At 59.3% G+C, this 18,129-nt stretch carries 19 protein-coding genes; 13 read left to right on the top strand and 6 right to left on the bottom strand.

Annotated features, from left to right (window positions below; translation table 11 throughout):
• Positions 1-28: 28 nt before the first annotated feature.
• Complete coding sequence (locus tag ACIONG_RS07560) at positions 29-700, top strand: response regulator (protein WP_007898613.1); 672 nt, start codon at positions 29-31, stop codon at positions 698-700.
• A complete protein-coding gene (locus tag ACIONG_RS07555) occupies positions 693-2,078 on the top strand; it encodes a sensor histidine kinase (protein ID WP_213027837.1) in 1,386 nt (461 codons plus the stop codon). The genes ACIONG_RS07560 and ACIONG_RS07555 overlap by 8 nt, the downstream gene beginning before the upstream one ends.
• Before the next feature lie 151 nt (positions 2,079-2,229).
• Here the strand turns inward: ACIONG_RS07555 and ACIONG_RS07550 are convergent, their stop codons facing one another.
• Both ACIONG_RS07550 and ACIONG_RS07545 read right to left on the bottom strand, forming a co-directional pair.
• Complete coding sequence (locus ACIONG_RS07550; protein ID WP_401297846.1) at positions 2,230-3,051, bottom strand: HDOD domain-containing protein; 822 nt, start codon at positions 3,049-3,051, stop codon at positions 2,230-2,232.
• A gap of 35 nt (positions 3,052-3,086) precedes the next feature.
• A complete protein-coding gene (locus tag ACIONG_RS07545) occupies positions 3,087-4,028 on the bottom strand; it encodes a YgfZ/GcvT domain-containing protein (protein WP_401297843.1) in 942 nt (313 codons plus the stop codon).
• 150 nt (positions 4,029-4,178) lie between these two features.
• Between ACIONG_RS07545 and ACIONG_RS07540 the strand changes: the two genes are divergently transcribed.
• Both ACIONG_RS07540 and ACIONG_RS07535 read left to right on the top strand, forming a co-directional pair.
• Positions 4,179-4,439, top strand: a complete 261-nt coding sequence (locus ACIONG_RS07540; protein ID WP_103305596.1) for a succinate dehydrogenase assembly factor 2 — start codon at positions 4,179-4,181, stop codon at positions 4,437-4,439.
• Complete coding sequence (locus ACIONG_RS07535) at positions 4,423-4,875, top strand: protein YgfX (RefSeq protein WP_401297839.1); 453 nt, start codon at positions 4,423-4,425, stop codon at positions 4,873-4,875. Before ACIONG_RS07540 ends, ACIONG_RS07535 begins: the two co-directional genes overlap by 17 nt.
• On the opposite strand, the gene nadB is transcribed toward ACIONG_RS07535, so the two are convergent.
• The gene (gene nadB / locus ACIONG_RS07530) at positions 4,844-6,460 is read right to left on the bottom strand and encodes an L-aspartate oxidase (RefSeq protein WP_401297836.1); all 1,617 of its coding nucleotides are present in this window, start codon (positions 6,458-6,460) and stop codon (positions 4,844-4,846) included. The two genes, ACIONG_RS07535 and nadB, sit on opposite strands and share 32 nt — an antisense overlap.
• A gap of 559 nt (positions 6,461-7,019) precedes the next feature.
• Between nadB and rpoE the strand changes: the two genes are divergently transcribed.
• The 4 genes from rpoE (at position 7,020) to ACIONG_RS07510 (ending at position 10,834) form a co-directional block, all read left to right on the top strand.
• Positions 7,020-7,601: an RNA polymerase sigma factor RpoE gene (gene rpoE, locus ACIONG_RS07525; protein WP_003172477.1), complete on the top strand. Its 582-nt coding sequence runs from the start codon at positions 7,020-7,022 to the stop codon at positions 7,599-7,601.
• Positions 7,602-7,631: 30 nt separating this feature from the next.
• Entirely contained in the window at positions 7,632-8,219 is a 588-nt protein-coding gene (locus ACIONG_RS07520; protein ID WP_034153146.1) for a sigma-E factor negative regulatory protein, read from the top strand.
• A gap of 8 nt (positions 8,220-8,227) precedes the next feature.
• On the top strand, positions 8,228-9,193 hold the full coding sequence (locus ACIONG_RS07515; RefSeq protein WP_213027840.1) for a MucB/RseB C-terminal domain-containing protein: 966 nt from the start codon (positions 8,228-8,230) through the stop codon (positions 9,191-9,193).
• Positions 9,194-9,403: 210 nt separating this feature from the next.
• Complete coding sequence (locus ACIONG_RS07510) at positions 9,404-10,834, top strand: DegQ family serine endoprotease (RefSeq protein ID WP_401297831.1); 1,431 nt, start codon at positions 9,404-9,406, stop codon at positions 10,832-10,834.
• A gap of 78 nt (positions 10,835-10,912) precedes the next feature.
• On the opposite strand, the gene ACIONG_RS07505 is transcribed toward ACIONG_RS07510, so the two are convergent.
• Positions 10,913-12,346 carry a M48 family metalloprotease gene (locus tag ACIONG_RS07505; protein ID WP_401297828.1) on the bottom strand — a complete coding sequence of 478 codons (1,434 nt, stop codon included), beginning with the start codon at positions 12,344-12,346 and terminating at the stop codon, positions 10,913-10,915.
• Positions 12,347-12,445: 99 nt separating this feature from the next.
• On the opposite strand from ACIONG_RS07505, the gene ACIONG_RS07500 reads away from it, so the two are divergent.
• A complete protein-coding gene (locus tag ACIONG_RS07500) occupies positions 12,446-12,685 on the top strand; it encodes a sulfurtransferase TusA family protein (protein WP_038358357.1) in 240 nt (79 codons plus the stop codon).
• A 32-nt stretch (positions 12,686-12,717) separates the two neighbouring features.
• Complete coding sequence (locus tag ACIONG_RS07495; protein ID WP_103305602.1) at positions 12,718-13,788, top strand: AI-2E family transporter; 1,071 nt, start codon at positions 12,718-12,720, stop codon at positions 13,786-13,788.
• 127 nt (positions 13,789-13,915) lie between these two features.
• Here the strand turns inward: ACIONG_RS07495 and ACIONG_RS07490 are convergent, their stop codons facing one another.
• Both ACIONG_RS07490 and ACIONG_RS07485 read right to left on the bottom strand, forming a co-directional pair.
• Entirely contained in the window at positions 13,916-14,389 is a 474-nt protein-coding gene (locus ACIONG_RS07490) for a peroxiredoxin (protein WP_103305603.1), read from the bottom strand.
• Between the two features lie 10 nt (positions 14,390-14,399).
• On the bottom strand, positions 14,400-14,960 hold the full coding sequence (locus ACIONG_RS07485; RefSeq protein ID WP_016984694.1) for a glycine cleavage system protein R: 561 nt from the start codon (positions 14,958-14,960) through the stop codon (positions 14,400-14,402).
• A 339-nt stretch (positions 14,961-15,299) separates the two neighbouring features.
• On the opposite strand from ACIONG_RS07485, the gene dapA reads away from it, so the two are divergent.
• The 3 genes from dapA to ACIONG_RS07470 form a co-directional block, all read left to right on the top strand.
• Entirely contained in the window at positions 15,300-16,178 is an 879-nt protein-coding gene (gene dapA / locus ACIONG_RS07480) for a 4-hydroxy-tetrahydrodipicolinate synthase (protein WP_401297824.1), read from the top strand.
• A gap of 17 nt (positions 16,179-16,195) precedes the next feature.
• A complete protein-coding gene (bamC, locus tag ACIONG_RS07475; RefSeq protein WP_103305605.1) occupies positions 16,196-17,311 on the top strand; it encodes an outer membrane protein assembly factor BamC in 1,116 nt (371 codons plus the stop codon).
• Positions 17,312-17,317: 6 nt separating this feature from the next.
• Positions 17,318-18,129: MBL fold metallo-hydrolase (locus tag ACIONG_RS07470; RefSeq protein WP_401297821.1), on the top strand; the 812-nt coding region annotated here is incomplete at its 3' end.

Below are 18,129 nucleotides of genomic sequence, written 5' to 3'. Positions count from 1 at the left end.
CGGCCACCCCTGAACGAGGTAAGAATCCATGCGTGTCCTGCTCGTCGAAGACCATCTGCAACTGGCCGAAAGTGTGGCCCAGGCGCTCAAGAGCACCGGTCTGACCGTGGATGTGTTGCACGATGGTGTCGCCGCCGATCTGGCCCTGAGCAGTGAGGAATACGCGGTGGCGATTCTTGATGTCGGCTTGCCGCGCATGGATGGATTTGAGGTGTTGGCGCGCTTGCGTGCTCGTGGAAAAAATCTGCCGGTGCTGATGCTGACCGCGCGCAGTGATGTGAAAGATCGCGTGCATGGCCTCAATCTCGGCGCTGACGATTACCTCGCCAAACCGTTCGAACTGACCGAACTGGAAGCCCGGGTCAAAGCCCTGTTGCGCCGCAGTGTGCTCGGCGGCGAGCGCCAGCAGCGCTGCGGCGTGCTGGCCTATGACCTCGACACACGGCGCTTCACCCTCGGTGAAGAGTTGCTGACCCTGACCTCCCGCGAGCAAGCCGTACTCGAAGCGCTGATCGCCCGACCGGGACGGGTGATGAGCAAGGAGCAACTGGCCGCGCAGGTATTCGGCCTCGACGAAGAAGCCAGCCCCGATGCCATCGAAATCTACGTGCATCGGCTGCGCAAGAAACTCGACGGTCAACCGGTGGCGATCGTGACATTCCGAGGCCTCGGCTATCTGCTGGAAAGCCGCGATGCATAAGCCCAGCAGCCTGCGCTGGCGGTTGCTGTGGAACCTCGCGTTGCTGCTGGTGGTGCTGATGCTCGCCAGTGGCTTGAGTGCTTACTGGAATGGACGCGAAGCGGCCGACACGGCGTATGACCGTACCTTGCTGGCGTCGGCGCGAACCATCGCTGCCGGCCTGTCACAGCGTGACGGCAGCCTCAGTGCCGACGTGCCTTACGTGGCCCTCGATACCTTTGCCTACGACAGCGCCGGACGGATCTATTACCAGGTCAACGATATCCACCAGAAGCTGATTTCCGGCTACGAAAACCTCCCCGGCCCACCGCCCGGTACCCCCAGGACCGATGACTACCCGGCCTTGGCGCGCTTTTATAACGCGACTTATCGCGGACAAAACGTGCGCGTGGTCAGCCTGCTCAAAGCCGTGACCGAACCCAACATGAACGGCATGGCGGAAATCCGCGTCGCCGAGACCGATGAAGCCCGGGTCAGCATGGCCCGCAGTCTCGCCGCCGACACCTTGTTGCGTTTGGGCATGTTGGCGATCGGCGCGTTGCTGTTGGTCTGGTTCGCGGTCAGCGCAGCGTTGCGACCGCTGGAGCGTTTGCGCACCGCCGTCGAGGAGCGCCAACCCGACGACTTGCGGCCGTTGCCGCTGGTAGAGGTGCAGCATGAGTTGTGGCCGCTGGTGCGCGGGCTCAACCATTTCACCGAGCGCCTGCGTGGTCAGTTCGAGCGACAGGCACAGTTCATCGCCGACGCCGCGCATGAATTGCGCACACCCTTGGCGGCGTTGAAGGCGCGACTTGAATTGGGCTTGCGTTCAAATGACCCGCAGGTCTGGCGCACGACGCTGGAATCTTCCGCGCAGGGCACCGATCGCCTGACCCATCTGGCCAATCAATTGCTCTCGCTGGCGCGTGTCGAGAACGGCGCGCGGGCGATTGCCGAGGGCGGGGCGCAATTGCTCGATCTGAGTCAGTTGGCCCGGGAACTGGGCATGGCCATGGCGCCACTGGCCCACGCCCGTGGTGTTGCGCTGGCGCTGGAGGCGGATGAACCGGTGTGGTTGCGCGGCGAGCCGACGTTGCTCAATGAGTTGCTGAGCAACCTGGTGGACAACGCACTGGCGCACACGCCACCGGGCGGCAACGTGATTTTGCGCGTGACGGCGCCGGCGGTGCTTGAGGTTGAAGACGACGGACCGGGGATTCCTCTGGAAGAGCGTGATCGGGTGTTCGAGCGCTTCTACCGACGTAATCAGCAGGTCGCCGGTTCGGGGTTGGGGCTGGCGATTGTCGGTGAGATCTGCCGGGCGCATCTGGCGCAGATCACGTTGCATGATGGTGAGCAGGCGGGGTTGAAGGTGCGGGTCAGTTTTATTGCTGGCTAAATTGGCGAGGGCCTTTGTGGCGAGGGGATTTATCCCCGATCGGCGACCGAGCAGTCGCAGTTCGGAAAGTACGGTCTGTCGGGAAAAATCGGATTGCATATCTTGGGGTCGCTTCGCGACCCATCGGGGATAAATCCCCTCACCACAGCGATCAGTAAAACATCGTCCGCGATTCTTCCAGATCCGCGCACAACGCCTTGTTCTCCGGGTCGATCCCAAGCTTTTTGAATGCCGGTACCGTGAGTGGGTCAATCCGCGCAAACGGATGATCACTGCCCTTGTGGCAATACAGGCTCGCCACTTGCACCAGATCGACGTAATCGATCTCTGACGAGTCGCGCTTGAAGTCCTGATACAGCCCCGGCAACTCCACCAGCCGCTCCGGAAACTCCCAGACGCGCAGCAGTTTGTCGCCCAGCAATGGGTGAAGTTGGTCGATCACATGGTTGAGGCTGACCGGGTCCGACAGCAATTCGTAGTGATCTTCGGCGTAGGTCAGAATCGGCAGCACACCGATCTGATGCACCAGACCGCCCAGTGCTGCCTGATCGGGTTTGAGCTGAGTGTAGCGACGGCACAGCGCGTAGCTGACCCCGGCGATTTCCAGGCTCTTGCGCCAGACTTCACGCATCTTCTGTTCCACCACATCGGAACTGGCGTGGAAAATCTGCTCCATCACCAGGCCGATTGCCAGGTTGCTGCTGTAGTTGATGCCCAGGCGAGTGATGGCGGTGTGCAGGTCGGTGACTTCCTGCGCGGCGCGCAGCAGTGGGCTGTTGACCACTTTGATCAGGCGCGCAGAAAGCGCAGTGTCACGGCCAATGACTTTGCTCAGGTCGCTGACGCTGATTTCCGGGTCTTCAGCGGCCTTGCGAATTTGCAGGGCCACTTCCGGCAGTGTTGGCAGAACCAGGTCATCGTTATCGATGGCCTCAACCAAATCCTGTTGGATCTTATCCGCCAGTTCGTTCATTTATGCTCTCTAGGGTGTTGCAACAAATGCTGCGATCAGCGCTGGATTTCGCGGTCGCGATCCAGTTCGTAGGGCAAATCGAGCAAGTGCAGCGCTGGCCCCTCAAGGGTGCCCACATGCAGATCGCCCGCTTCGGCAGCTTCGGCCTGCAACACCGCCAGCAGTTCAATGTTTTTCCCGGAATTGGCGGCCAGTACGACTTCGCCGATCGAGCTGTTGTGGCTCGGCGCGAACAACGGGGTGCCCGGTTCCGGCAATTCGGCGGCGTCCAGGCTCACGCGATACAGACGACGCTTGAGCTTGCCCAGGTACTGCATGCGCGCGACGATTTCCTGGCCGGTGTAGCAACCTTTCTTGAAACTCACGCCGCCGATGGCTTGCAGGTTAAGCATCTGCGGGATGAACAACTCGCGGGTGCTCGGCATGACCTGACCGATACCGGCGCGGATCTGGCCCAGCAGCCACTGGTTCAGCTCGCCTTCAGGCAGGACGGCGGACAGCCTGGCTTTGATGGATTCAGCTTGATCGACGGGTACCCAGAGTTCGGCACGCTGCGGCGAAACGCGGATCGCGATCAGGCCTTCGTTACGCGCGACACTGTCGGTTTCGGTGGACAGATCCAGGCCGAGGCTGGCCAGTGCGGCGTCGCCATGCTCCAGGCCGAAGCGCACCCATGAGCCACTTTCGTCAGTCAGTTTGGATTTGGAGAACACTGCGTACTTTTTCAGGTCCGCCAGTTGCGGTTCCAGCAGTTCGCTGGCCATCGCCAGCAGCACGCCGTCACCTTCGAGCAGAATGCGGAAACTCGACTGCATCCGGCCTTTCTGCGTGCAGCGCGCACCGAGGCTGGCCCGGGTGTCGCTCAGGTAATTGATATTGCAGGTCAGCTGGCCTTGCAGGAATTTTCCGGCATCCGCGCCGCGAACCGCGAGAACGCCTTCATGAGACAGGGTGCAGAAAAAAGCAGAATCGGCCATGGGTCATCGCAGGGTAAATAGACTGGGGCACATCATAAGGGCGCGTTGTTGAAATGGGTAGTTGATAAAGGATCGGTGGTGCCCGACCAAAGCCGACTGTGCGACTTGCGCACGGGCTGTATACTTGCCGCCAAATTTGAGGAGGGCCCCATGGCCGAAGTCGAACAAGTTGAACTGAATCGCCTCTTTTGGCACAGCCGTCGCGGCATGCTTGAGCTTGACGTATTGCTGGTGCCGTTCGTGCAGGAGGTCTACGCGACGTTGAACCAGGTGGATCGCGATCTGTATGTGCGTCTGCTGACGTGCGAGGATCAGGACATGTTCGGCTGGTTCATGGAGCGCAGCGAGTCTGAAGATCCTGAGCTGCAACGCATGGTTCGCATGATCCTGGATCGTGTCCAGCCCAAGTAATACGTTCGAATGCCGCTGGCATGCCTCGCGGCAGTTGCTGGCGGCGTATCTGTTGGCCCAGGCGTTCGCTTTGGGTTCGTTGTTCCTGCTTTCAATTCCACTCTGGGCCAGTCTCCTTGGCGCTTTTGCTTGTCTGCTTCACGGCTTTTACGTGATGCCACGGCAGATTCTGTTGAGTCATCCCAGTGCTTTTTGTCGCCTGCGTCGGGATGCCGATGGCTGGCAACTGTGGAATCAGGCTGATGGTTGGCAAGCGGTGCAACTGCGACCGGACAGCCTGGCGCTGCCGCTGATCGTGGTGCTGCGTTTTCGCTTGCGCGGGGAATGGCGAGTCAGATCGATCTGCGTACCACGCGACTCGCAGGCGGCGGATCTGCACCGACGCCTGCGGGTTCGGCTCAAGTTCAGCCGGCGTAGGTGGGCGGCACCAGAATAGTGTCGAGCGCCTCGGGCAGCAGGTCCGGATAGTCGAGGGTGTAATGCAGGCCGCGACTTTCTTTGCGCTCCATGGCTGAGCTGATCATCAGTTCAGCAACTTGCGCGAGGTTGCGCAGCTCGATCAGATCGCGACTGACTTTATAGTTGCTGTAGAACTCGTCAATCTCGTCCAGCAGCAGGCGCACGCGGTGTTGAGCCCGTTGCAGGCGCTTGTTGGTGCGCACGATGCCGACGTAGTCCCACATGAATCGCCGCAACTCATCCCAGTTGTGCGCAATGATCACGTCTTCGTCAGAGTCGGTCACCTGGCTGGCGTCCCAGACGGGCAGGGCGTCCGGCGCTGTAACAGCGTCCAGTTGCGCAAGAATGTCCGCCGCCGCCGAGCGGGCGTAGACGAAGCATTCCAGTAGCGAATTGCTGGCCATGCGGTTGGCACCGTGCAGGCCGGTGAAGCTGGTTTCGCCAATAGCGTACAGCCCTGGCACATCGGTGCGGCCATGTTGATCGACCATCACGCCGCCACAGGTGTAGTGCGCTGCCGGTACGACCGGGATCGGCTGTTTGGTGATATCGATGCCAAAGCCCAGGCAGCGCTCATAAACAGTCGGGAAGTGAGTCTTGATGAAGGCTTCGGGCTTGTGGCTGATGTCGAGGTAAACGCAATCCACGCCCAGACGTTTCATTTCGTGGTCGATGGCACGGGCGACGATATCGCGGGGTGCCAGTTCGGCGCGTTTGTCGAAGCGGTACATGAAGCGTTCGCCGTTCGGCAACTTCAAGTGCGCGCCTTCGCCACGCAAGGCTTCAGTAATCAGAAAACTCTTGGCCTGCGGGTGATAGAGGCAAGTGGGGTGGAACTGGTTGAACTCCAGATTCGCCACCCGACAGCCAGAGCGCCAGGCCATGGCGATGCCATCACCGCAGGCGCCGTCGGGGTTGCTGGTATAGAGGTAGACCTTGGCTGCACCACCGGAAGCGAGAATCACGAAGCGCGCGCCGTAGGTGTCGACTTCGCCAGTGGCGCGGTTCAGCACGTAGGCGCCGAGGCAGCGTTCGCCGTCCAGGCCCAGGCGTCGTTCGGTGATCAGATCGACCGCCACCCGCTGTTCCAGCAGTTCGATGTTCGAACGTTCTTTGGCCTGGGCCAATAGAGTTCTGAAAATTGCGGCGCCGGTGGCATCCGCCGCGTGGATGATGCGCCGATGACTGTGGCCGCCTTCGCGAGTCAAGTGGAATTCGAAACCACCGTCTTCAGTGCCCGATTGTTCGTCGCGGGTGAACGGTACGCCTTGGTCGATCAGCCACTGGATGGCTTCACGGCTGTGCTCGACGGTGAAGCGCACGGCGTCTTCATGGCACAGGCCGCCGCCCGCGTTGAGGGTGTCATCGACGTGGGATTCGACAGTATCCGTATCGTCGAGCACGGCGGCGACGCCACCTTGCGCCCAGAATGTCGAACCGTTGGCGAGATCGCCCTTGCTCAATACGGCAATGCGCAAATGACCCGGCAGGGTCAGCGCGAGACTCAAACCGGCAGCACCGCTGCCTATGACCAGAACATCATGTTGGAATTGTTGGCTCATTACAGGATTCCGCTCAAAGCGACCCGGGTCGGGGTTGGCGCAAGACAGCTGGATCGGCGAGTCAAGACAGCCACACAGCCCACTAGTATATAGAGGGGTGGGGCGGCACAATAGCCGAGCCTATATGGCATTGTGAAACTACTGTGACGGGAAAAATCGGGTGCTTCGTCGGAAGATTTTTCCGCAGGTTTTGGGAAAAGACGACTGTATCGGCGGTGAAACACGCTTTTTCCGTTCAGGGTCGCCCAATGTGCAGTGGGTACGGCTATAAATAATTGGAACTTTTGCCAAAGGCCCAAGATCAATAGTCGGTGCCAGAAACAAGGGACAGTGTCGGCTTCAGTGCGGAATCTGTGGTTGGGGTTCCTGCCGGCGAAACCGATGACAAGATTATTCGCGCAGCCGGTTTATCCCGAGCTGCGTTTTTCGTGCGTGCCAAATCAGAGCCCGCAGGAAACTTGCTTGGAGGGGGAGAACTTTTGCGAAAAGCCCGAGTCTATGTTTGCAAGTCTGGTCGTTTAGTTATGCAAGTCTCCTTCGGGCTTATCGAGGAGTGTTCATGCTAACCCAGGAAGAGGATCAGCAGCTGGTCGAACGCGTTCAGCGTGGCGATAAGCGAGCTTTCGATCTGCTGGTGCTGAAATATCAGCACAAAATTCTCGGGTTGATCGTGCGTTTTGTGCACGACACCCATGAAGCCCAGGACGTGGCTCAGGAAGCCTTTATCAAGGCGTATCGAGCACTTGGAAACTTTCGCGGCGACAGTGCGTTTTATACGTGGCTGTACCGTATTGCCATTAACACGGCAAAGAATTACCTGGTTTCTCGCGGCCGTCGGCCGCCAGATAGTGATGTAAGTTCCGAAGACGCAGAGTTCTACGATGGCGATCATGGCCTCAAGGATCTCGAGTCACCAGAACGTGCATTGCTGCGGGATGAGATCGAAGGCACCGTCCATCGAACCATCCAGCAACTGCCAGAGGATTTGCGTACTGCTTTAACTTTACGTGAGTTCGATGGTCTGAGTTACGAGGACATTGCGAGTGTCATGCAGTGTCCGGTGGGTACCGTGCGCTCCCGGATTTTCCGCGCCCGGGAGGCCATCGATAAAGCCCTGCAGCCGTTGTTGCAGGAAAACTGAGACAGCGGCGACAGCCAAGAGAGGAACGCCATGAGTCGTGAAGCCCTGCAGGAATCGCTGTCCGCAGTGATGGATAACGAAGCGGACGAACTGGAATTGCGTCGAGTGCTCAATGCACTGGACGACGTCGATACCCGTGAGACCTGGGCTCGTTACCAGATCGCTCGGGCAGCTATGCACAAGGATCTGCTGCTGCCACGTCTGGACATTGCTGCGGCAGTATCTGCTGCATTGGAAGACGAGACGGCTCCGGCCAAAGTATCTCGCAGCCCATGGCGCAACCTCGGCCGTCTGGCTGTTGCAGCCTCGGTGACTGTTGCCGTTCTGGCGGGTGTTCGTCTGTACAACCAGGACGAAATCGCTGGTGTCGAACTGGCACAGCAATCCAATCAGCCAACCTTGGCCACCCCACAGGTCAAAGGTCCGGCTGTTTTGGCAGGCTATAGTGAGAGTTCGGAAGCCACTGGCCCAATGGCCAACGGCGTATTGCAAGGTCAACCAGGCTGGCACGATCAGCGTCTGCCAGGCTACCTGCGTCAGCACGCCCAACAGGCAGCGCTGAAAGGTACTGAAAGTGCATTGCCGTATGCACGTGCAGCAAGCCTGGAAAACCGTTAAGGAGGATCATGCGCGCCATACCTCTACTTTCGCTTCTGCTCAGTGGCTGGTTCATCGTTCCAGCCCATGCCGATGAGGCCCAGGATTGGCTGACCCGACTGGGCCAGGCCGAGCAGCAGCAAAGCTTCCACGGCACCTTTGTTTATGAGCGTAACGGTAGTTTTTCTACCCATAACATCTGGCATCGCGTCCAGAATGGCCAAGTCCGCGAGCGTTTACTCCAGCTCGACGGCTCGGCTCAGGAAGTCGTGCGCATTGATGGGCATACTCAATGCGTCAGCGGCACCCTGATTGCCGGACTGGGGGATTCTCCCAACTCGGCCGCTCGTCCGCTCGATCCGCAAAAGCTGAAAAACTGGTATGACCTTGCCGTCATTGGCAAGTCGCGCGTGGCCGGGCGAGACGCAGTAATCGTATCGCTGACGCCTCGTGACCAGCACCGTTACGGGTTCGAGTTGCATCTGGACAAAAGGACCGGTCTGCCATTGAAGTCGCTGCTGTTGAACGACAAAGGGCAGTTGCTCGAACGATTCCAGTTCACCAGCCTCGATACCGATGATGTACCGTCGGATAAAGATCTTTTAGCTGCCGCTGATTGCAAGCCGATTACCCTCGACAGCGACAAGGCCTCTGCCGTAAAGACTGCTCAGGTATGGCATTCGGACTGGCTGCCGCCGGGCTTCGAGCTGACCAGCAGCACCTCGCACAAAGATCCTGAAACCAAGACTCAGGTCAACAGCCTGATGTATGACGACGGATTGGCGCGCTTTTCGGTTTTCCTCGAGCCATTGAATGGCGCTACGGTCACCGATACCCGTACTCAACTCGGTCCGACCGTCGCTGTATCCCGTCGCCTGACCACGCCAGAAGGCGAAATGATGGTCACCGTGGTAGGCGAGATTCCGATCGGCACTGCCGAACGAATTGCTCTATCGATGCGTAATACTGATGGCGCTGCAACCAGCAAGCAGTGAGCTGATTTCAGTCATTACCATTTCTTCGTCGAGACGGAGATGAAATGTTTGCTGAGCATTTTCATTTGCAAATAACCCGAAAGTTTTTTATAGGTCAGAGCCTCACGGCTCTGGCCTTGTTTGTTGTTCCTGGAATAAAAGTCCCGGCCAGTGGTTTCCGGTGATTCTTGTTCCATATCGCTTAAACCTGCTCGTCGTAACGGGAGCTGTATGTCGATACCTAGCTTGAAGTCTTATCTCTCCATTTTCGCCACCGTGCTGTTGCTCGGTCAGGCGGTCCCGGCTGCGCAAGCGGCCGATTTGCCTGATTTCACTCAGTTGGTTGAACAGGCCTCGCCTGCCGTGGTGAACATCAGTACCACGCAGAAACTGCCCGATCGCAAAGTGAACCAGCAGATGCCTGATCTCGAAGGCCTGCCGCCGATGCTGCGCGAGTTCTTCGAACGCGGCATGCCGCCTCAGCAGCGTTCGCCAGGTGGTGGTCGCCAGCGTGAAGCGCAATCGTTGGGCTCGGGCTTCATCATCTCTTCTGATGGTTACATCCTGACCAACAACCACGTGATTGCCGATGCCGACGAAATCCTCGTGCGTCTGGCTGATCGCAGCGAAATGAAAGCCAAGCTGATCGGCACCGACCCGCGCTCCGACGTGGCGTTGTTGAAAATCGAAGGCAAGGATCTGCCAGTGCTCAAGCTCGGCAAGTCCCAAGACCTGAAGGCTGGCCAGTGGGTCGTGGCAATCGGTTCGCCTTTCGGCTTCGACCACACCGTGACCCAAGGTATCGTCAGCGCCGTGGGCCGTAGCCTGCCGAACGAAAACTATGTTCCGTTCATCCAGACCGACGTGCCGATCAACCCGGGCAACTCTGGTGGCCCGCTGTTCAATCTGAACGGCGAAGTGGTCGGGATCAACTCGCAGATCTACACCCGTTCCGGCGGCTTCATGGGCGTGTCGTTCGCGATCCCTATTGATGTGGCGATGGACGTTTCCAATCAGCTGAAGAGCGGTGGCAAGGTCAGTCGCGGCTGGCTGGGTGTGGTCATCCAGGAAGTGAACAAGGATCTGGCCGAGTCGTTCGGCCTTGAGAAACCGGCCGGCGCGCTGGTAGCGCAGATCCAGGATGACGGCCCGGCGGCCAAGGGCGGTCTGCAAGTGGGCGACGTGATCCTCAGCATGAACGGTCAGCCGATCATCATGTCTGCTGATCTGCCGCATCTGGTCGGCGCGCTGAAGGCGGGGGCGAAAGCCAATCTGGAAGTGATCCGTGAAGGTAAGCGCAAAAACGTCGAGCTGACGGTTGGCGCTATTCCTGACGAAGACAAAGAGCTGGGTGCGCTGCCGAAGTCCGGTGCTGAAACCAACAGCAACCGCCTCGGTGTCTCTGTCGGCGAACTGACCGCCGAACAGAAGAAAACCTACGACCTCAAAGGTGGCGTGGTCATCAAGGAAGTGCAGGACGGTCCCGCGGCCCTGATCGGTCTGCAACCGGGTGATGTCATCACTCACCTGAACAATCAGGCCATCAGCTCCAGCAAGGAGTTCGCCGAGATCGCCAAGGCATTGCCGAAGAATCGTTCGGTGTCGATGCGGGTCCTGCGCCAAGGGCGTGCGAGCTTCATCACGTTCAAACTGGCTGAATAACCGCTGGTAGATAAAAAGAAACCGCCTCGAAAGAGGCGGTTTTTTTATGCCTGAAGCTTTTGTGCTGACGGGTAATGATCAGCCCATCATGTCCTTGATCATCCGCTCCTGCTCCATCAGCTCGCGCTGACGTGCGTCGATGCGCGACGACAGCGGGAAGTTGCTGCCCGCCTTGCGCTTGGCAAAATCGAGCTGCTGAATCGCCTGACGATAGTCGCCGACGAGTGCAAAGTATTCGGCACGCGCCTGATGCAAACCGATGATGTTGCCCGACAACCCACGGGTTTCGGCGACCTGATACCAGACATCCGGATCATCCGGGCGTGTTTTGAGCAAGCCTTCGAGCGCCTTCTCGGCATCGGCGGCGCGGTTCTGTTTGAGTAGAAGATCCACGCGAACCTGATTCAGCGGATAGTTGCCGGGATATTGCGTGAGCATCCGCTCGACCCGCGACTGTGCATCGGGCAATCGATTGTTGGTGATGTCCAGGTCGACTTGCGCCAGGTTGTAGATGATTTCGTTCGGCGATGTCGCCAGCAATTGCTTGAGATTCTCGCGTGCCTCATTCAACTGACCGCCCTTGATCTGCGCAATTGCCAGACCGTAGCGTGCCACGTCGTTTTTCGGGTTTTCGTCCAGCTGCGCGCGAAAACGCTTGGCGCCCAATCCTGGGGTTTCTTCGTAGATCACCTGCACGCGTGCGCGGATCAACTGATAGCGCTTGGAGTCTTCAATGCCGCCCGGTTTGGCTTGCTCGGCGCGGTTGCGGGTGTCGGCAATACGCGATTCGGTGACCGGGTGAGTCAGGAGGAATTCCGGTGGCTTGGCGTCGAAACGGTATTGGCGCATCAAGCGTTCAAACATGGTCGGCATCGAACGCGGGTCGTAGCCGGCCTTTTCCAGATTGAGGATGCCGATGCGGTCGGCTTCCTGTTCATTCTGACGGGAGAAGGTGCGCTGTGATTGAATCGCTGCCGCTTGAGTGCCGGCGATGGTCGCGATGCCAGCATCACCGCCACCCGCCGCTGCGATCACAATACCGGCCAGCAGCGCGGCCATCATCGGCACCTGCATCCGCTGCGAGGCTTCGACGCCGCGGGCAAAATGGCGTTGCGACAAGTGAGCCAGTTCGTGCGCCAGTACCGAAGCGTATTCGCCCTCGGTCTGCGCGTTCAGAAACAAACCACCGTTGACCCCGACCACCCCGCCCGGCGCTGCGAAGGCGTTGAGCTGCGGGCTGTTGATCAGGATGAATTCGAGGCGCCGGTCAGTGACCTGACTGGTCTCAACCAGCTTGTAAACGCTGGACTCGACGTAGTCCTTGAGCTGCGGATCGTTGAGCTGTGAAACCTGGCTGCGCAACATGGCCAGCCAGGCGCGCCCGAGCTGATATTCCTGTTGCGGCGAGACAATGGCAGAACTGGCGTCGCCGAGTGACGGCAGATCGTCGGCAAAGCCCGGTGAGGCGAGCAGGCAAGCGAGCGTCAGCAGGGTAGGGCGCAGAAAAGTCATGCACAAAGCCTTAGAAGACAAAGACCTTACTGTAGCCGGACACCGAAGCTGCGACCAGATATTCTAGGCAGCTCGACTGACCTGATCCGGAGTGACGCAATGACTGACGCTGTAGCCCATGACGTGGAACTGGACGCCAGTGGCCTGAATTGTCCGTTGCCGTTGCTCAAGGCAAAAATGGAACTCAACAAGCTCCAGAGCGGCGCCGTACTCAAGGTGATCGCCACGGATGCGGGTTCGCAGCGCGACTTCCGCACCTTTGCCCGATTGGCAGGTCATACGCTGCTGCGCGAAGAAGACGAGGCGGGCGTCTACCGTTACTGGTTGAAAAAAGCCTGAAACCGACAGCGTAAAAGACCTAAGGATTATTGATGTTCAAAGTGTTACGCGACTGGATTCAGCGCTACTTCTCCGATGAGGAAGCCGTGGTGCTGGCCGTTCTGCTGGTGCTGGCCTTTACCGCCGTGCTCACCCTCGGTGGCATGCTGGCGCCGGTATTGGCGGGAATGGTGCTGGCGTATCTGATGCAGGGGCTGGTGGTCACGCTGGAGCGTCTGCGGGTCCCGGGTGGTGCGGCGGTGGGATTAGTGTTTGCGCTGTTCATGGGCGTGCTGATGCTGTTCATCGTCGTGGTGCTGCCGCTGCTCTGGCATCAGTTGATCACGCTGTTCAACGAATTGCCGGGCATGCTCGCCAAATGGCAATCGCTACTGTTGCTGCTGCCGGAGCGCTATCCGCACCTGGTGTCCGATGAGCAAGTGCTACAGGCGATCGAAGCGGCACGCGGCGAGATCGGCAAGTTCGGCCAATGGGCGCTGACCTTCTCGCTGTCGAGCCTGCCGCTGTTGGTCAACATCATGATCTATCTGGTGCTGGTGCCGATCCTGGTGTTCTTCTTCCTCAAGGATCGGGCCATGATCGGCGAGTGGGTGCGTGGCTACTTGCCCCGTGAGCGGGCGCTGATCACTCGGGTCGCGCAGGAAATGAACCGGCAGATCGCCAACTACATTCGCGGCAAAGTCATCGAGATCGTGATTTGCGGTGGCGTGACTTACATCGCATTCGTTGCGCTCGGGCTTAATTATGCGGCGCTGCTGGCGTTGTTGGTCGGTGTGTCAGTGGTGGTGCCGTATGTCGGCGCGGTGGTGGTGACCGTGCCAGTGTTGCTGATTGCGCTGTTCCAGTGGGGCTGGAGCGATCAGTTCATTTATCTGATGGCGGCCTACGGAATCATCCAGACGCTCGATGGCAACGTGCTGGTGCCGCTGCTGTTCTCGGAGGCGGTCAACCTGCACCCGGTGGCGATCATCTGCGCGGTGCTGTTGTTCGGCGGGTTGTGGGGATTCTGGGGGGTGTTCTTTGCGATTCCGCTGGCGACGCTGTTCAAGGCTGTGCTGGATGCGTGGCCGCGCAAGGAGCCGGTAGTGGCGCCGCTGCTTTAAAGCGTTTCTTTGGTGAGGCTTTTGGCCTCATCGCTGGCAAGCCAGCTCCCACAGATTTCGTGTGTGCCGGAAACCCTGTGGGAGCTGGCTTGCCAGCGATGGCATCAGTGATAACGCCACAAAAACATCAGGCTTTATTCAGGTCCTGAGCCGCAGCCAACACCGCATCCACATGCCCCGGCACTTTCACGCCGCGCCATTCCTGACGCAGCACACCGTCCTTATCAATCAGGAAGGTGCTGCGATCAACGCCCAGATATTCCTTGCCATACAGCTTCTTCAACTTGATCACGTCGAACAATTGGCACACGGCCTCGTCCTTGTCGCTGATCAACTCGAACGGAAACTCCTGCTTGCACTTGAAGTTCTCGTGCGACTTCAGGCTGTCGCGGGAAATGCCGAAGATTTCCGTGTTGGCAGCCTGGAACGCTGCGTACTGATCACGAAAGCCCTGACCTTCGGTGGTGCAACCGGGGGTGCTGTCCTTCGGATAGAAGTAGATCACCACTTGCTTGCCTTTCAAGGCAGACAGGCTGACGGTTTGCCCGCTGGTGGCAGGTGCTTCGAAATCCGTAACCGGTTGGTCGATGACAACGGCCATGAAAGCTTCCTTACATTGGGTTTTGTGGGCGCCAAGGCTCGATCAGTGCGTCGAGGTTCATCGCGTCGGCGAAATCGAGGAACTGGTCGCGCAGCCAACTGATCTGGGTGCCGGCCGGCAGGGTCACGGTGAACGTGGCATTGAGCATGGTGCCGCCGGTCTGCGGTGCCTGATACGTGTCGCAGGTCAGGTTTTCCAGTTCGACGTTGTGGTCCATGAAGAACTGGCACAACTCATTGATGATGTCCGGGCGATAAGCCGAGCTGACGTAAGCCACGTATGGCAGCGCCTGTGGCCGATTTTCCAGCGCCGCGCTGCGCACCACGTTGACGGTGAAGGCGTGCTTCTTGGCGAGCCCCGACAGGCTGCCTTCCAGGCGCGCGAGGGCGTCCCAGCTGCCAGAGATCTCGAGGATCAGCGCGCTGCACTCGCCGTGGCGGGTCAGGCGTGAAGTAACCACGGCGCAGCGATTTTCATGGCTGGCGCGGCACAGGACGTTAGTCAGCTCCATGGGGTTGGCGCCGAGGGCACTGATGACAAGGAATTGTTCGCGGACTGTGGGGGTGGACATGCAGCATTCCTAAAGCGATGAGCGGTCGGTAGGTTACGGACGTTGGGCGCCGGGCTGCGCCAGTGTGTGCCGATTCGGGCGGTCCGTTCAAAATGCCCCGGCATGCGCTCGCGGCTCGCTCCACTATAGCGGGAGCGCGTCGATGCGACGCAGGAACGGGGTCTGGGAGGCCGAAAAGGGAGGCTGGAACCCGGCGTACAAGCTGATCAGTACCGATCAAAGTCTGAAGGGTAGCGAAAAGCGACGCCAAGGGGAATGGCGGCAGCGCAGTACTTCGCTTGTGCAAGCATCTTGGCGCCAGTACCATTACCGCTCTCTTTTTCCGGCAGGAGCGGTTTCATGATTGCGGGCAGTATGGTGGCACTGGTCACTCCCATGGATGCACAAGGGCGTCTTGACTGGGACAGCCTCAGCAAACTCGTGGACTTAATTCTGTATAACGGCACGCATGAAATTGTGGCTGTGGGTTCTAGCTGGGATTCGGGATCACTTGATGTAGAAGAACACATCGCCGTCATCAAAGCCGTGGTCAAACAGGTTGCCGGGCGCATCCCGGTCATTGCCGGCACCGGCGCCAACTCGACCCGTGAAGCCGTCGAGCTGACCCGCAACGTCAAAGAAGCCGGCGCCGATGCCTGCCTGCTGGTGGTTCCGTACTACAACAAGCCGACCCAGGAAGGCCTGTACCAGCACTTCAAGCACATCGCTGAAGCGGTCGACATTCCACAGATTCTCTACAACGTGCCTGGCCGCACGTCTTGCGACATGCAGGCCGAGACCGTGATTCGCCTGTCCACCGTGCCGAACATCATCGGCATCAAGGAAGCCACCGGCGACCTGAAACGTGCCAAGGCGATCATCGACGGCGTGAGCAAGGACTTCATCGTGCTGTCCGGCGATGATCCGACCGCAGTCGAGCTGATCCTGCTGGGTGGCAAGGGCAACATCTCTGTTACCGCCAACGTCGCCCCGCGCGAAATGGCTGATCTGTGCGAGGCCGCGCTCAAGGGCGATGCCGACACCGCACGGGCCATCAACGAAAAACTGATGCCGCTGCACAAGGACCTGTTCATCGAAGCCAACCCGATTCCGGTGAAGTGGGCTTTGGTTGAAATGGGCCTGATGCACGAAGGCATCCGCCTGCCGCTGACCTGGCTGAGCGCACCTTGTCATGAAACGCTTCGCACGGCCCTGCGCCAGTGCAGCGTCCTGGTTTAATTGAGGAAGTACAACGCATGAAGCGAATGGCCGGACTTTCCGCACTTGCCTTGATTATCTCCAGCACCAGTGGCTGTGGATGGGTCTGGGGGCCGGAAGGTTATTTCCGCGACCGTGGTAGCGATTACCTGCAAGCGCAACAGACTGCACCGATGCAACTGCCACCGGATGTCAGCACCTCCAAGCGTCTGGATCCGCTGCTGCCGATCCCGCGTAACGTTGCTGACGACACCGCCCAGGGCGAATACATCGTTCCACGTCCACAGCCGTTGTCGGCCATCGCCGATGCGACCGACTACTCGCTGCAGAAGAGTGGCGATTCGCGTTGGGTCATGGCCCAGCATCCACCGGCTGAAGTCTGGCCAGTGGCGGTGCAGTTCTTCCAGGACAACGGTTTCCGTCTGGATGAACAGCGCCCGCAAACCGGCGAATTCACCACCACCTGGCAGCATTCCGATGAACTGTCCGCCGCCATGGCCAAGCGCCTGAGCGCGGCGGGTGTCGCCAGCGACAGCGAAACCCGCGTTCGTGTGCGTATCGAACCGGGCGTGCAGCGCAACACCAGTGAAATCTACGTGGTCAGCGCCGAGCGTCCTGCCGGCAGCACCGCCGACGTCGCCTTCACCAATCGTTCGGTCAATACTGGCCTGGACGCAGCGCTGGTCGACGACATGCTCGCGAGCATGAGCCGAATCGCCGAGAAGGGTGGTTCGGTATCGATGCTGGCGTCGCGTGATTTCGATACACCGAGCCGTGTCAGCCTCAGCGAAGACGGCAGCGGTAACCCGGTATTGAACGTCGGTACCGATCTGGACCGTGCCTGGTCGAGTGTTGGCCGCGCGCTGGAACAGGGCGAATGGCGCGTTGAAGACATCAACCGCAGCCTGGGCCTGTACTACATCAACCTGGCCGAAAAAGCCGAGAAGAAAGACGACAAGCCTGGTTTCTTCAGCAGCCTGTTCGGCAGCGCGCCGAGCAAGGAAGAAGTCGAAGCCCGTGCCGAGCGTTATCAGGTTCGTCTGAGCAAGGTTGGCGAGAACATTCAGGTGACCGTCGAGAAAAACATCAACACCGTCGCGCCGGCTGAAGTGGCGCGTAAAGTGTTGAGCGTGATTCAGGACAACCTGGGCTGATCAACCATGCGTTTTGCCGTTCTCGGCAGCGGTAGCCAAGGGAACGGCACGCTGATCGCCAGTGCTGATACGTATGTGCTGGTGGATTGTGGTTTTTCCCTGCGGGAAACCGAAAAACGCCTGTTGCGCCTGGGTGTGAGCCCGGCGCAACTGAGCGCGATACTCGTAACCCACGAACATGCCGACCACGTGCATGGCGTGGGTTTACTGTCTCGGCGCTACAATCTACCGGTCTACCTCAGTCGCGGCACACTGCGCGGGATGCGCAAACCGATTGAACCCGCAGGCTTTCTGGCCGGCGGCGAGCAACTGCAGATCGGTGCGCTGAATATCGGGGTCATTGCCGTGGCCCATGATGCGCAGGAACCGACCCAGTATGTATTCAGTGATAACGAGCAGCGGCGCTTCGGCCTGCTGACCGACCTGGGTTCCTACTGCGAGCGGGTGCTGGACGGTTATCGGGATCTCGATGCGTTGATGATCGAATCCAACCATTGCCGCGACATGCTGGCCCGCGGTCACTATCCGTACTTTCTCAAGCAACGGGTGGGCGGCGAGCTGGGACATTTGAACAATCATCAGGCGGCATTCCTGGTGTCCGAGTTGGGTTGGCAGGGCTTGCAACACTTGGTCCTGGCCCACCTGAGCAGCAAGAACAACTTGCCGCAGCTGGCCCGGCAATGTTTTGTCGACACCCTCGGGTGCGACCCGGACTGGCTGCAACTGGCCGATCAAGATTCAGGGCCAGCTGCGGCAAGTTGTTCTTGCTGCTCAGGTGGGCCAGGACCAAGTGAGCAGCAAGAACAACTTGCCGCAGC

The organism is Pseudomonas sp. NPDC087817 (genome assembly GCF_044742875.1).
Lineage (GTDB): Bacteria > Pseudomonadota > Gammaproteobacteria > Pseudomonadales > Pseudomonadaceae > Aquipseudomonas.
This window is presented reverse-complemented; position numbering and strand designations above follow the sequence as displayed.

Bases quoted from the DNA above. Each gene is read 5' to 3' on its own strand.
- ACIONG_RS07540 (WP_103305596.1), top strand. From the start codon at position 4,179: ATGGCCGAAGTCGAACAAGTTGAACTGAATCGCCTCTTTTGGCACAGC.
- ACIONG_RS07550 (WP_401297846.1), bottom strand. From the start codon at position 3,051: ATGAACGAACTGGCGGATAAGATCCAACAGGATTTGGTTGAGGCCATC.
- ACIONG_RS07545 (WP_401297843.1), bottom strand. From the start codon at position 4,028: ATGGCCGATTCTGCTTTTTTCTGCACCCTGTCTCATGAAGGCGTTCTC.
- ACIONG_RS07515 (WP_213027840.1), top strand. From the start codon at position 8,228: ATGCGCGCCATACCTCTACTTTCGCTTCTGCTCAGTGGCTGGTTCATC.
- ACIONG_RS07510 (WP_401297831.1), top strand. From the start codon at position 9,404: ATGTCGATACCTAGCTTGAAGTCTTATCTCTCCATTTTCGCCACCGTG.
- nadB (WP_401297836.1), bottom strand. From the start codon at position 6,460: ATGAGCCAACAATTCCAACATGATGTTCTGGTCATAGGCAGCGGTGCT.
- dapA (WP_401297824.1), top strand. From the start codon at position 15,300: ATGATTGCGGGCAGTATGGTGGCACTGGTCACTCCCATGGATGCACAA.
- ACIONG_RS07520 (WP_034153146.1), top strand. From the start codon at position 7,632: ATGAGTCGTGAAGCCCTGCAGGAATCGCTGTCCGCAGTGATGGATAAC.
- ACIONG_RS07560 (WP_007898613.1), top strand. From the start codon at position 29: ATGCGTGTCCTGCTCGTCGAAGACCATCTGCAACTGGCCGAAAGTGTG.
- ACIONG_RS07495 (WP_103305602.1), top strand. From the start codon at position 12,718: ATGTTCAAAGTGTTACGCGACTGGATTCAGCGCTACTTCTCCGATGAG.
- ACIONG_RS07505 (WP_401297828.1), bottom strand. From the start codon at position 12,346: ATGACTTTTCTGCGCCCTACCCTGCTGACGCTCGCTTGCCTGCTCGCC.
- bamC (WP_103305605.1), top strand. From the start codon at position 16,196: ATGAAGCGAATGGCCGGACTTTCCGCACTTGCCTTGATTATCTCCAGC.
- ACIONG_RS07500 (WP_038358357.1), top strand. From the start codon at position 12,446: ATGACTGACGCTGTAGCCCATGACGTGGAACTGGACGCCAGTGGCCTG.
- ACIONG_RS07555 (WP_213027837.1), top strand. From the start codon at position 693: ATGCATAAGCCCAGCAGCCTGCGCTGGCGGTTGCTGTGGAACCTCGCG.
- ACIONG_RS07485 (WP_016984694.1), bottom strand. From the start codon at position 14,960: ATGTCCACCCCCACAGTCCGCGAACAATTCCTTGTCATCAGTGCCCTC.
- rpoE (WP_003172477.1), top strand. From the start codon at position 7,020: ATGCTAACCCAGGAAGAGGATCAGCAGCTGGTCGAACGCGTTCAGCGT.
- ACIONG_RS07490 (WP_103305603.1), bottom strand. From the start codon at position 14,389: ATGGCCGTTGTCATCGACCAACCGGTTACGGATTTCGAAGCACCTGCC.